Origin of the sequence: Gordonia hankookensis (genome assembly GCF_014673215.1) — a bacterium.
Classification (GTDB): Bacteria; Actinomycetota; Actinomycetes; order Mycobacteriales; family Mycobacteriaceae; genus Gordonia; species Gordonia hankookensis.
The window spans coordinates 406,547-419,704 of sequence record NZ_JACWMS010000004.1 but is presented as its reverse complement, the minus strand read 5'-3'; the positions used below and the strand labels follow the sequence as shown (position 1 = coordinate 419,704).

The following is a 13,158-nucleotide window of genomic DNA, read 5'->3' as shown; positions in this document are numbered from 1 at the left end:
AAGGCGGTTCCACTGCTGGTTCCGGTGCGCCGGTCATACGCCGTCACCTCCCCCGCCCCAGATCGGCTGCGCCTGCCGGGGCGAGGCGAACCGGGTCCGCGTGAGGACGTCGGAGAGGTCACGCGCTCCGGCACCGAGGGCGGTCATCAACTCACCGAGCTGTGCCCGGCGACCCGTCGCGTCGACCGCGGCGAGGTCTTCCGGATCGGAACGGCGCAGCTCCGCGATCATCTCCTCGACGATCCGCTCGGAGCTCGCGGAGCGCAGTTCGTCCGGCAGCGCGGTCAGGTCGTCATGCATCCGTGTCAACTGGTAGATCATCGCCCGGGGGTTGGTCTCGTCGAAGAACAGCAGACCCCCGACGGCACCGAATCGGTAGAGCCCCCGATTACGCCTGCGGTAGATCACCGACGACTCGTTGGCGACCAGGAACGACTCCAGGAGCGCCTGCTCGACCTCACGGTCCTGCGCCACGACGAACAGCGCCGCAGTGAGGTCGGCGAGGGTGATGGTCCGTTCGATACGCCTGCCGATGTCCATGAACAACCAGCCGGCATCATGCACCATCGAGTCGGCCTGCAGACCGGCGAGCGCGAGGACACCGTGCAACACCTCGTCGTGCGCATGGCCGAGGTCGGAGCCCAGATCCAATGTCGTGTCACCGGCGACGGAGGTGGGTTCGGCCGCGCCGCGGGCGCCGCGGACCTGCTCGCCGAGTTGCTCGATGGCCCGTTCGACCGGAGCCAACACCATCCACGTGCTCGTCGACATCTGATCGCGGACCGCCCGTGCCGTCGCGACGAGCCGATCGGCGGAGTGGGCGATGGTCCCGGTCACCGAGCGCGCGATGGTCAGATCGGTGATCTTCGCGATGGCCTCGTTGACCCGCTCCGGCGCGGCAGGCGTGTCGTCGGGCTCTGCCGCGAGGTCGGCGGTACCGAGATAGAGGGCTGTGCCGGTCACCCGCGCGACCGCATGCAGCACCAATGGCACCGCCGCCGATCCGCTCATCCACGGGCGGTACTGCACCTCCTGGTACCGCTCGCGCGCCACCTTCGCCAGGCGCGTCGTCGACTCCGTCCGTTCGCCGTAGCGCCCGAACCAGAAGAGATCGGCCAGGACGCGGGGACTCGCGGCCGCGGCGACGTCGAAGTAGGCGGCGGTACGCGGACTCCGGCCGGTACGTGGCGCCGCCATCTCGTCGGTGGCCGCCGATCGGGTGCCCGACTTCCGTGAGACATGTCCACCGACGTCGGCGCTGGTCACCCAGACGTCCTTCGCCGACACCGTCCGCTGCGCGGCACCGGCCAGACCGTCCGCGAGCACCATCCCCAGCCCACCCGGCATCACCGCGTAGGTCGGCCCCTGAGCCACACTGAAGGCGCGCACCCCGACCTGTGCGGCACGCAGCACCCCCGGACGATGCGCGGTGGTGCGCCCCGGCGTCATCGTCGGCGCGATCGAGACGGGTTGCAGCGTCCGGGCCACCCACTGCCACGGGTGGGCCTCGATCCGGGCGAGGAGATCGGCACGCCTCGCGGAATCGAGCATCGGGGCGATCACCTCCTCGTCGGTCGCGAAGTTCGACAGCACCAGCTCGCCGAGATCGGCGCGGATCTTGGTGCGCTGCAGATCATCGCCCGCCCACAGCGTGGGTACCGACGGCAACGCGAGATCCTCGTCGAGCAGCACCGGCGCGAGTTCGTCGAGCACGGTGTGTAGTGCCGGGTTCTCGAGCACCCCGCTGCCGAGGGTGTTCACCACCGTGACGGTGCCGCGTGAGATGGCCTCCACCAGACCGGCGACGCCGAGCCGGGAGTCGGTCCGCAGATCGAGCGGATCCGCATAACCGGCGTCGATCCGCCGCAGTAGCACGTCGACCCGCTTGTACTTGCCCAACGACCGCATGTAGACGGCGCCGTCACGCACGGTCAGGTCGTCGCCCTCGACGAGGGGGAACCCCAGTACCGATGCCAGATATGCCTGGTCGAAGGCAGTTTCGGACATGCTGCCAGGACTCAGCACCGCGACCGTTGGATCGTCGACGCCGGGTGGTGCGTAGTCGAAGAGGGCCAGCCGCACGGTGCCGGCGAACGTCGCGATCGGTCGCGGCGCGACGGTCTGGAACAGCTGCGGGAACGTTCGCGAGAGCAGTCTGCGGTCGACCATCGCGAAGCCGATGCCCGACGGCGCCTGCGTGCGGTCGGCGTACACCTCGAACCTGCCGTCGGACGTCCGACCGAGGTCAAGGGCATGCAGGAACAATGCGTGCGGGCCGGCGACCTCCAGCCGGGCCGCCTTGCGGATGTAGCCGGGGTGGCCGAACACCATCTCCGGTGGGAGCAGGCCACGGCGGATCGTCTTCTGGTCGCGATAGATGTCCCGCAACAGCTGATCGAGCAACATCGACCGCTGGGTGACAGCTTTCTCCAGCTCCGTCCACTCCACCCCGTCGACGACGAGCGGGACCGGATCGACCTGCCAGTCCCGCGCGACGGTCTGGTCGCCGTCGAACTCGTTGTAGATGACGCCCTCGTCGCTGACCGCGGTGGCCAGGCGCGCCGCGGCACCCCTGAGGCGTTCGTCGCCACGCGCCGCATACCCGGACACCAGATCCGTCCAGGCCGGCCTGGTCACGCCGCTGCTGTCGAGCATCTCGTCGTACGGTGCCTGCGCTGCCGCGCCGTGGGGCAACCCCTCGACATCGAACAATGCCGAGCCGTCGGGTCGGTACCCGTCGAAGACCCCGGGCAGTCGACTCCCGGCCGGGCTGCCCGACGAAACGATCACCGAAGAACTGTACGTGCCCGGCGCAGATCCAGGATCGCCGGTACCCCGGTATCGGTGGCCTGCCGGGCCTGCCGCTCCCGGAGGAGTCCGATGTCGACCGAGCCGCTGGTGTGGCCGCTGGCCTCGAAACGTCCGTTGCGGCGCGATTCCGCCTCCACCGCGTTCACCGGTGGCCGGTCGTACGAGCGGCCACCGGGATGGACGACGTGGTAGGTCGCACCACCCACCGACCGGCCTGCGACCGTGTCGACCAGGTCGAACGTGAGTGGGGTGTCGATGGTGATCGACGGATGCAACGCGCTGGGCGGCTGCCAGGCGCGGAACCGGATGCCAGCGACCCGCTCACCGGTGCGGCCGGTGGGACTCAACGGAATGGGGAAACCGTTGCACGTCAACAGGAAACGGTCATCCTCACCACCCTGGACCCGCACCTGCACACGTTCGATCGACGAGTCGACGTACCGCGCGGTCCCGGTACCGGTCGATTCCTCGCCCAGGGTGTTCCACGGCTCGATCGCGCCTCGGAGTTCGACCTCGTGGTCGCGGATCGAGACCGTACCGAGCCGAGGGAACCGGAACTCCGTGAACGGGTCGAGCCATGCGGTGTCGAACGGATAGCCTGCCTCCCGTAGGTCCTCGGCGACGGCGGCGATGTCGCCGATGATGTGATGCGGCAGAAGATATTTGCCGTGCAGGTCAGCACCGTGCCTGATGAGCCTGCCGCGATGCGGGTGCTCCCAGAACCACGACACCAGCGACCGCACCAGCAGCGACTGCACCATCGCCATCCGGTGGTGCGGTGGCATCTCGAACGCCCGGAGTTCGAGCAGACCGAGACGTCCGCGTGCCGAGTCGGGACTGTAGAGCTTGTCGATGCAGAACTCCGAGCGATGGGTGTTGCCGGTGATGTCGGTCAGCAGGTGCCGCAGAGCACGATCGGTCACCCATGGATTCGGCGGGGCGTCCACACCTCCGACACCGTCGCCCCGCACGCCCAGCCGGTCGATCTCGGAGAACGCGATCTCGAGCTCGTACAGAGCGGACTCGCGGCCTTCGTCCACCCGCGGTGCCTGCGATGTGGTCCCGACGAACCTCCCGGAGAAGAGATACGACAACGACGGGTGCCGTTGCCAATACGTCAGCATCGACACCAACAGGTCCGGACGGCGCAGCATCGGCGAATCGGCGGGGGTCGTCCCGCCGAGCGTGATGTGGTTACCGCCGCCGGTACCGCCATGACTTCCGTCGAGGTCGAAGGTCTCGGTGCCGAGCCGGGTGTGCCGCGCGTGGTCGTAGAGATCGTCGAGCAACGCGGATTGCTCGGCGAAACTGGCGGTCGGCTGGATGTTCACCTCGATCACGCCCGGATCGGGCGTGACGGTGAGCGTGGTGAGGCGCGCATCCGAGGGCGGCCCATAGCCTTCGACGACCACCGGTGTCGAGATCGCGGCCGCCGCGTCCTCGATGAACTCGATGATCGCCAGGAACTCCTCCAGCGCGGCCAGTGGTGGCATGAAGACCGCGAGCACGCCGCCACGGACCTCGGCGACCACGGCGGATCGTGGCACGAATGCGGCCGGGTCGACGTCGCGGACGGTGAGTCCGAGCTCGGCAGCCGGGTCGGCAGGCAACTCTCCGGCCCGGACCGACGGATCGACCTCGAACATGGTCGGGGCCGGCCCCCACGACACGGAGTTCAACGGCAGCCGCAGGCCCGCGGGCGACGTTCCGGGGGTCAGCACCAGACGGCCACGGCGCGTGGTCCACCGCGCACTCTGCCACGCCGTCTCGTCCTCGGAACGACTGAGCGGCAGGACGAAAGCGGTTGGTTCGGTGATCGCGCTGTCCAGACGCCCGAGCAGGGCGCGGCGCGCGTCGCCCGAATCCGAATGCGGCGTGAGATCTGACTCGTCGTCGGCCTCGGCTGCGGCGGCCGCCAGCGCTGCACCGCGGGCCGTCGGCAAGGTGGGGTCCTCGCCCGGATCACCGGGCGGGAGCGCCGCCAGCTCACCCATCCTGACCAGCGGATCCTCGTAGGCGGGCATCACCTGTGTGGTCGGCAGCCCGATCGCCTTGGCCACCGCGGTCAACAGCGTCTCGGCCGTCGACGCGTCGGCGGCACCGTCCGTCGCACGCTCGCCGGCACCGATGCTCTCCACCTCGATGCTCGCCGCGGCCTGTTCCTGCGTCGCCCACGGATCGGCGAGGAGTTCCGGACGACGCCAGATCGGCAGGCCGTCGGTCCGCCACATCAATGCGATCTGCCAGCGTGGCAACGGTTCACCCGGGTACCACTTGCCCTGGCTGCGCTGCACCAGGCCGGCGGGCGCGTAGGTCCCGCGCAGACGCTCGGCGAGCCGTGATGCCAGCAGTCGTTTGTGCGGACCGTCGGCGGCGGTCGTCCACTCCGGGTCGGTCTGGTTGTCGATCGACACGAAGGTCGGTTCGCCACCCATCGTGAGTCGGACGTCGTTCCGGGCCATCCTGGCGTCGACGGCCGCGCCGAGATCGACCACCCGATCCCACTGCTCGGGGGTGTACGGCAACGTCACCCGCGGATCCTCGTGGAACCGGGTCACCGTGTTCGCGAAGTCCAGCGTGGCGTGGCAGGGTCCGGTCGCGCCGGTGATCGGTGCCGCGCCGCCGGGGCTCGGCGTCGCGGCGAGCGGGATGTGTCCCTCGCCTGCGAACAGTCCGGACGTCGGGTCCATGCCGACCCACCCGGCGCCGGGCAGGTAGACCTCGGTCCAGGCATGGAGATCCGTGAAGTCGGCATCCGGGCCCGACGGGCCGTCGATCGACTTCACATCCGACGTCAGCTGCACCAGATACCCCGAGACGAACCGCGCGGCCAGCCCCAGTTCCCGCAACAGCGCGACGAGCAGCCAGGCAGAATCACGACAGGACCCGATCCCGCTGGACAACGTGTACTCGGGAGTCTGCACACCCGACTCCAGACGGACGGTGTATCCGACCGCGTCGCGCACCGCCTGGTTCACACCGACCAGGAAGTCGATGATCCGGACCTTGCCCGTGGGCCGATGCTCCGCGGCGAACTCCGCGACGGACGGATGGACCGGCGCGCCGACGAACTCCCCCTCGGTCACCCCGACCGAACGGAGGAAGATCTCCAGGTCGGAGCGGAGGTCGTCGGGATAGGAGAAACCGAAGTCCTCAGCCCAGTCCTCGATGAAGAAGTCGAACGGATTGACCGCGGTCAGGTCAGCGACCAGGCTCACCGAGATGGAGAGCCTCGTGGCCGGCTCCGGGAACACCAACCGCGCCATGTAGTTGCTGAACGCGTCCTGCTGCCAGTTCAGGAAGTGTTCGGCCGGTTCGACTTTCAGCGAGTACGCCTCGATGGGCGTGCGCGAGTGCGGAGCCGGTCGCAGACGGACCACATGCGGGAAGATCTTGACCGGGCGATCGAATGCGTAACTCGTGCGATGCTCGAGGGCCACCTTGATCGTCATGGTGTGAAATCACATCACAGATGCCGACCCGCTGCCGGATATGCGGGCAGCGTCACCCACGGCCTGTCATGCCGCCCACGGCTTCCGGCGAAACGTCGCCGAGAACCCGCGGCACCGGGTCAGGCGCCGACGGCATCGTCCGCCGCCGCATCCTCTCCGTCGGCATCCGCCTTCTTCCGGACCACCGGCTTGGCGTCGATCCCGGACTCCTTGCGCTGCTGCGGTGTGATCGCCGCCGGGGCGTCGGTGAGCGGATCGACCCCGCCGCCCGACTTCGGGAACGCGATCACCTCTCGGATCGAGTTCTCCCCCGCCAGCAGGGCGGTGATGCGGTCCCAGCCGAATGCGATCCCGCCGTGCGGCGGCGCGCCGTAGGCAAAGGCGTCGAGCAGGAAGCCGAACTTCTCCTGTGCCTCGTCGTGGCCGATGCCCATGATCTCGAACACGCGCTCCTGCACGTCGCGCTGATGGATACGGATCGACCCGCCACCGATCTCGTTGCCGTTGCAGACGATGTCGTATGCGTAGGCCAGTGCCGACCCCGGATCGGTCTCCAGCGCGCCCAGCGACTCGGGCTTGGGCGCGGTGAACGCATGGTGCACCGCGGTCCAGGCGCCCGAACCGACGGCGACGTCGCCACTCGCGGTCGCATCGTCGGCGGGCTCGAACAGCGGGGCGTCGACAACCCAGGTGAACGCCCAGGCATCGTCCTTGATGAGGCCGAGACGTGATGCGATCTCGCCGCGGGCGGCACCCAGCAGAGCGCGCTGCGCCTTGGCCGGTCCGGCAGCGAAGAAGACACAGTCACCCGGCTCGGCCCCGACGTGGGCGACGAGTCCGGCGCGTTCGGCATCGGAGAGGTTCTTTGCGACCGGTCCGCCGAGCTCACCGTCGTCCCCGACGAGCACGTAGGCCAATCCCTTGGCGCCGCGCTGTTTCGCCCATTCCTGCCAGGCGTCGAGCTGGCGGCGGGGCTGCGACGCCCCACCCGGCATCACGACCGCACCGACGTAGGGCGCCTGGAACACCCGGAACGGGGTGTCGGCGAAATAGTCGGTGCATTCGACCAGTTCGAGCCCGAAGCGGAGATCCGGCTTGTCGGTCCCATACCGCCGCATCGCGTCGGCGTAGGTGATGCGCGGGATCGGGGTGGTGATCTCCACACCGATCAACCTCCACAGTGCCGCCAGTACCTCCTCGGCGAGCGCGATCACATCGTCCTGATCGACAAAGCTCATCTCGAGGTCGAGCTGGGTGAACTCCGGCTGCCGGTCGGCACGGAAATCCTCGTCGCGATAACAGCGCGCGATCTGGTAGTAGCGTTCCATCCCGGCGACCATCAGCAGCTGTTTGAACAGCTGCGGGCTCTGCGGCAGGGCATAGAAGGTGCCCGGCTGCAGGCGCGCGGGCACCAGGAAGTCACGGGCGCCCTCCGGGGTCGAGCGCGTCAGCGTCGGCGTCTCGATCTCGACGAAGTCGTGGTCGGCGAGCACTCCGCGGGCGGCCGCGTTCACCCGGGATCGCAATCGCAACGCGCGGGCAGGCCCCTCGCGACGCAGGTCGAGGTACCGGTAGTGCAGACGGGCCTCTTCGCCGGGCGCCTCGTCGAGCTGGAAGGGCAGCGGCGCAGAGGGATTGAGCACCTCGAGGCCCACCGCGTTGATCTCGATCTCGCCCGACGGCAGGTTCGGGTTCTCGCTACCCGCAGGCCGTTCCTCGACGACCCCGGTGACCGCCACGCAGAACTCGGCGCGGAGTCGATGGGCCGACTCCGCGACAGCCTCGTCGCGGAAGACGACCTGGACCAGTCCGGAGCTGTCGCGCAGATCGATGAAGACCACGCCTCCGTGATCGCGACGACGGGCGACCCAACCGGCGACGGTGACGGTCTGCGAGGCGTCGGCGCGGCGAAGCGAACCGGCGAGATGCGTGCGGAGCACTCAGTGTCCTTCCCAAGCGGATACGTGGTGAATCTGGGCCAATCCTACGTTCGTGACCTCCGCCGACCTGCACCCGGCCATCCCGGGCTCCCTCGATGGATCGGCACCGACGACACGGACCCGGCGTCGGGTCCGATCAGGTCACCATCGGCGCGTCGGCGAATAAGCTCGATCGTGCCGAACCCCGACTCACGCCGACCGTGGGGCTGGGACCGGGGCGTGGGTCGGTACGGAGCCGGGACAAGGAGCGACATGGTTTTTCAGGGTGACGGTCCACTCGACACCGGCGACGTCTCCGGCGGTGGCGGAGGAGGCGGTGGTGTCGGTCGAATCGCTCTCGGAGGAGGCGCCGGGCTGATCATCACTCTGGTCGCGTTGTTCTTCGGCATCGACCCCGGCTCCATCACCGGTGGCTCCGGTCTCGGCGGCGACACCGTCAGCAGCCAGAACGCATCCGAGCTCGACGACCACATCCAGTCCTGCACGATCGAGAAGGCGAACACCGACGCCATCTGTCGCATCGTCGCGACCACGAACAGCCTCGACAAGGTGTGGTCGGCGGAGATGCGTGGGTATTCGCCACCCCGGACCAAGATCTTCACCGGATCGGTCAGCACGGGCTGCGGCGCGGCGACGTCGGCGACCGGCCCGTTCTACTGCCCGGCCGACCAGACCGTGTACATCGACCCGTCGTTCTTCGCCCAGCTCGAGCAGATGGGCGGCAGCAACGGACCGCTCGCGCAGGAGTACGTGGTCGCACACGAGTACGGCCACCACGTCCAGAACCTGACCGGCGCGCTGCAGAAGGGCAATCGGATGGGCTCGCAGGGCCCACTGTCGGGGTCGGTGCGCGTGGAACTGCAGGCCGATTGCCTCGCAGGCGTGTGGGCCTATCACGCCGACAAGGGGCCGGACGCGATGCTCGAGCCGCTGACCCAGCAACAGATCGCGAGCGTCATCCAGACCGCGAAGGCGATCGGCGACGACACCATCCAGGGCGCGAACTCGAACCCCGAGGGCTGGACACACGGCTCGGCCCAGCAGCGCTCGCGCTGGTTCACCATCGGTTACCGGTCCGGTGACCCGCGGCAGTGCGACACGTTCGCGACCAACGACCTGTGAGCGCCCAGGCAGGCGCCGAGCGTCTCCCGACCCCGGTCGACCGCCTGGCCGAGGCCCACCTCGCCGGCCAGGCCCGGCTCGACCCGCTCTTCGCGACCGAGATCGGCATCGCCGGACACGATCACCTGCTGACCGACTTCTCCCCCGACGCCTGTGCCGCACGCGTCGCGCAGACACGCAGCACGGTGCGCGCGTTGGCCGACGCACCCGTGACCGACGACGTCGACCGGGTGACGGTGGCGACCATGACGGCGTCCCTGCGTCGGGAGATCGCCCTGGCCGAAGCCGGTGAACGTGTCGGCGAGTGCAACGTCATCGCGTCGCCCCTGCAGGCGATCCGTGACGTCTTCGATCTCATGCCGACGGATTCGGCGCACGCGCGGGAGATCTTCCTCGCGCGCCTACAGGCGGTCCCCGGATGTGTGGACACCGTGATCGACGGTCTGCGGTACCGCACCGCGCACGGTCCGCCTGCGACCCGACGACAGGTGGGGCTCGTCGCCGACCAGGCCCTCGGCGCGGCCGCCGCCATCGCGGCCGACACCACCGCCCTCGCCGACGACCCGGCTCTCGCCGGCCCGCTGCGGACGGCTCTCGACGACGCCGCCGCCTCCTTCGATGCGCTTGCCGCAGTTCTGCGCACCGAGGTGATGACCGGCGCGACGTCCGTCGATGCCGTCGGACGGGAACGCTACCTGCGGTTCCTGCCCGCCCACCTCGGTGCCGACATCGACCCCGACGAGGCCTACGCGTGGGGACTGGACCACCTTGCCGCCATCGTCGACGAGCAATCCGCCATCGCCCGCGACCTCGTTGGCAGCGGTGACGTGCGTGAGGCGCTGGCCCACCTGGACACGCTGCCCCGGTACGCCATCGAGGACCGTCACGCATTCGTCGGGTGGATGCAGGAACTCTCGGATCGGGCGGTCGAGGGGTTGGCCGGCACGCATTTCGACATCCCCGCCCGGCTCACCCGCCTCGAGTGCCGTCTCGCCCCGTCGTCGACGGGAATCATCTACTACACGCAGCCGAGCGCGGATCTCGCCCGTCCCGGCCGGATGTGGTGGTCGGTTCCCCCGGAGCAGACCGTCTTCCACACCTGGCAGGAGACGACGACGGTCTTCCACGAGGGAGTCCCCGGCCATCACCTGCAGCTCGGCTCGGCCGTCGTCGCCGACGATCTCAATGCTTGGCGGAAACTGGCCTCGTTCACGTCCGGTCACGGCGAGGGATGGGCGCTCTACGCCGAGCGCCTGATGGGCGAACTCGGCTGGCTCGACGACCCCGGTGACCGGATGGGCATGCTCGATTCGCAGCGACTGCGGGCCGCCCGCGTCATCGTCGACATCGGTGTGCATTGCGGGCTGCCCGCGCCCGCGGGTCTCGGCGGCGGCACCTGGGACGCCGACAAGGCATGGCAGTTGCTCACCGGCTCCGTCGCGATGGACCGGGCGGTGTTGCGGTTCGAACTCAACCGCTACCTCGGCTGGCCCGGTCAGGCTCCGTCGTACGCACTCGGGCAACGGGTGTGGGCGCAGACCCGCACCGCGGCGCGCGCCGCCCACCCGGAGTGGACCCTGAAGGATTTCCACGCAGCGGCGCTCGCGCTCGGCGGTGTGTCGCTCGATGTGCTGGCCGACGAACTCACCCGCACCTGAACCCGACGGTGCCGCCCGCGCGGTGGCCCGCGGTCCGATCAGCCGAGGAGGCGCAGTACCTCGCCGGTGATGTCGTCGAGCGAGACCTGATGCTGCTCGCCATTGCTCAGGTCCTTGACCTCGATCCGGCGTTCGGCGAGCTCGCGGTCGCCGAGCACGAGTGCCAGACGCGCACCGGAGCGGTCGGCGGCCTTCATCGCGCCCTTGAGACCGCGGTCGCCGTAGGCGAGGTCGACGCTGATCCCGGCAGCGCGCAAGTGCCCCGCGACACCGACGAGTTCGGCTTTGGCGTCACCACCGAGCGGCACGCCGTACACCTGGCAGCGGGCGGTGTCGGCGTGGGCGACACCCTCCGCCTCCATCGCCAGCATGGTGCGGTCGACGCCGAGCCCGAACCCGATCCCGGACAGATCCTGTTTTGCGCCGAGCAGCGACATGAGCCCGTCGTACCGGCCACCGCCGCCGATCCCCGACTGCGCGCCGAGTCCGTCGTGGACGAACTCGAAGGTGGTCTTGGTGTAGTAGTCGAGCCCGCGTACCAGGCGAGGATTCGGTTCGTACTGGACACCGAGCCGTTTGAGATGGGTCAGTACGGCGTCGAAATGTGCGCGCGCATCATCGGACAGGTGGTCGATGAGAAGAGGTGCGTCGGCCGTGGCCGCCTTGATCTCAGGGCGCTTGTCGTCGAGCACCCGCAGCGGATTGAGTTCCGCCCGCTTGCGGGTCGCCTCGTCGAGATCGAGACCGAACAGGAACTGCTGCAACGCTTCCCGATAGGGCCCTCGACTCGCGTCGTCGCCCAGGGAGGTGATCTCGAGACGGAAACCGGACAGGCCGAGACGCCGGTAGCCCTCGTCGGCGACGGCGATGACCTCGGCGTCGAGAGCCGGGTCGTCGACGCCGATGGCCTCGATGCCCACCTGCTGCAGTTGCCGGTAGCGGCCTGCCTGCGGCTTCTCGTACCGGAAGAACGGACCGGCATAGCAGAGTTTGACAGGCAGCTGGCCCCGGTCGAGTCCGTGCTGGATGACCGCCCGCACCACCCCGGCGGTCCCCTCGGGTCGCAACGTCACCGACCGGTCGCCACGATCGGCGAAGGTGTACATCTCCTTGCTGACGACGTCGGTGGATTCACCGACGCCGCGCGCGAAGAGCGCGGTGTCCTCGAAGACGGGCAGCTCGATGTGGCCATACCCCGCGCGGCGCGCCGCGTCGGTCAGGGTGTCCCGGACCAGCCGGAAATCCGCCGAGTTCGGCGGGAAGTAGTCGGGGATCCCCCGCGGCGCGGCGAAGTCGGCGCTCACAGTCCGTATCGTCCCTTCTTCACTGTGCCCGAGATGTCGGCCAGGAACGGGTTTCCCGCCCGCTCCGCGCCGATCGAGGTCTGCGGTCCGTGTCCCGGCAGCACCTGGGTGTGGTCGGGCAACGGGAGGAGTCTGGCCGCGATCGAGTCGAGCAACTGCTGATGATCACCACCGGGCAGATCGGTCCGCCCGATGGACCCGGCAAACAGTACGTCACCGGAGAAGCACACGGGTACCACCTCCGGCGGCGCCTCGCCCTGATGCCCGGACTCCGCGTCGACCGGGACCTCGATCCCGAGCAGCACCGATCCCTGCGTGTGGCCTGGCGCGAGGTCGACCGAGATCCGGATGCCTGCCAGATCGACATCCTCACCGTCGACGAAATCGACGACCTTCTCCGGTTCACGGAACTCGAGGGTGCCGATCACCGATTCAAGGGCCCGTCCCAGGCCGCGGCCGGGGTCGGCCAGCATCGGGCGGTCGGCGGGATGGATGTAGGCCGGGATGGAGTATTCGTCGCACAGCTCGGCCGCATTCCAGGTGTGGTCGAGGTGGCCGTGGGTGAGCAGCACGGCCACGGGGGTCAGGTCGTGTTCGGCCAGGAGTTCACGTACCCGCACCGCGGCATCCTGCCCGGGGTCGACGATCACGGCCTCCGAGCCCGCCTCGGTGGCGAGCAGGTAGCAGTTGGTCTGGAACATCCCCGCTGCGAATCCGGTGATCAGCATCCGTCCATTGTGACAAACGGCCCGTCCAGGGGGTGCGGCCCGCCCATACGGTCGCGCGCCCCGGCCATGGAGCTCTCAGGTTCGGCTGGCACACTGGCCTGTCGACGTAGCATCAGCGACGACCGCATGCCTCGACACCACGT

At 69.0% G+C, this 13,158-nt stretch carries 7 protein-coding genes; 2 read left to right on the top strand and 5 right to left on the bottom strand.

All coding sequences use genetic code 11. From position 1 onward, the window contains the following. Positions 1-33 precede the first annotated feature (33 nt). From IDF66_RS20125 to aspS, 3 genes are all read right to left on the bottom strand, one after another. A complete protein-coding gene (locus IDF66_RS20125; RefSeq protein ID WP_317628784.1) occupies positions 34-2,790 on the bottom strand; it encodes a circularly permuted type 2 ATP-grasp protein in 2,757 nt (918 codons plus the stop codon). Then, complete coding sequence (locus IDF66_RS20120) at positions 2,787-6,263, bottom strand: transglutaminase family protein (RefSeq protein ID WP_190268320.1); 3,477 nt, start codon at positions 6,261-6,263, stop codon at positions 2,787-2,789. Before IDF66_RS20120 ends, IDF66_RS20125 begins: the two co-directional genes overlap by 4 nt. 119 nt (positions 6,264-6,382) lie before the next feature. Continuing rightward, entirely contained in the window at positions 6,383-8,203 is a 1,821-nt protein-coding gene (gene aspS, locus IDF66_RS20115; RefSeq protein WP_190268319.1) for an aspartate--tRNA ligase, read from the bottom strand. A 252-nt stretch (positions 8,204-8,455) separates the two neighbouring features. Here aspS and ypfJ point away from each other — a divergent pair, with 252 nt between their 5' ends. Both ypfJ and IDF66_RS20105 read left to right on the top strand, forming a co-directional pair. Further along, a complete protein-coding gene (gene ypfJ / locus IDF66_RS20110; RefSeq protein WP_190268318.1) occupies positions 8,456-9,325 on the top strand; it encodes a KPN_02809 family neutral zinc metallopeptidase in 870 nt (289 codons plus the stop codon). Then, on the top strand, positions 9,322-10,983 hold the full coding sequence (locus IDF66_RS20105; RefSeq protein WP_190268317.1) for a DUF885 domain-containing protein: 1,662 nt from the start codon (positions 9,322-9,324) through the stop codon (positions 10,981-10,983). The genes ypfJ and IDF66_RS20105 overlap by 4 nt, the downstream gene beginning before the upstream one ends. A gap of 38 nt (positions 10,984-11,021) precedes the next feature. Here the strand turns inward: IDF66_RS20105 and hisS are convergent, their stop codons facing one another. Together hisS and IDF66_RS20095 are read right to left on the bottom strand one after the other, a co-directional pair. Further along, a complete protein-coding gene (gene hisS / locus IDF66_RS20100) occupies positions 11,022-12,287 on the bottom strand; it encodes a histidine--tRNA ligase (RefSeq protein WP_164307968.1) in 1,266 nt (421 codons plus the stop codon). Further along, complete coding sequence (locus IDF66_RS20095; RefSeq protein ID WP_190268316.1) at positions 12,284-13,015, bottom strand: MBL fold metallo-hydrolase; 732 nt, start codon at positions 13,013-13,015, stop codon at positions 12,284-12,286. The genes hisS and IDF66_RS20095 overlap by 4 nt, the downstream gene beginning before the upstream one ends. Positions 13,016-13,158 lie beyond the last annotated feature (143 nt).

Coding starts and splice junctions, on each gene's coding strand:
- IDF66_RS20095 (WP_190268316.1), bottom strand. CDS start 13,015: ATGCTGATCACCGGATTCGCAGCGGGGATGTTCCAGACCAACTGCTAC.
- ypfJ (WP_190268318.1), top strand. CDS start 8,456: ATGGTTTTTCAGGGTGACGGTCCACTCGACACCGGCGACGTCTCCGGC.
- IDF66_RS20120 (WP_190268320.1), bottom strand. CDS start 6,263: ATGACGATCAAGGTGGCCCTCGAGCATCGCACGAGTTACGCATTCGAT.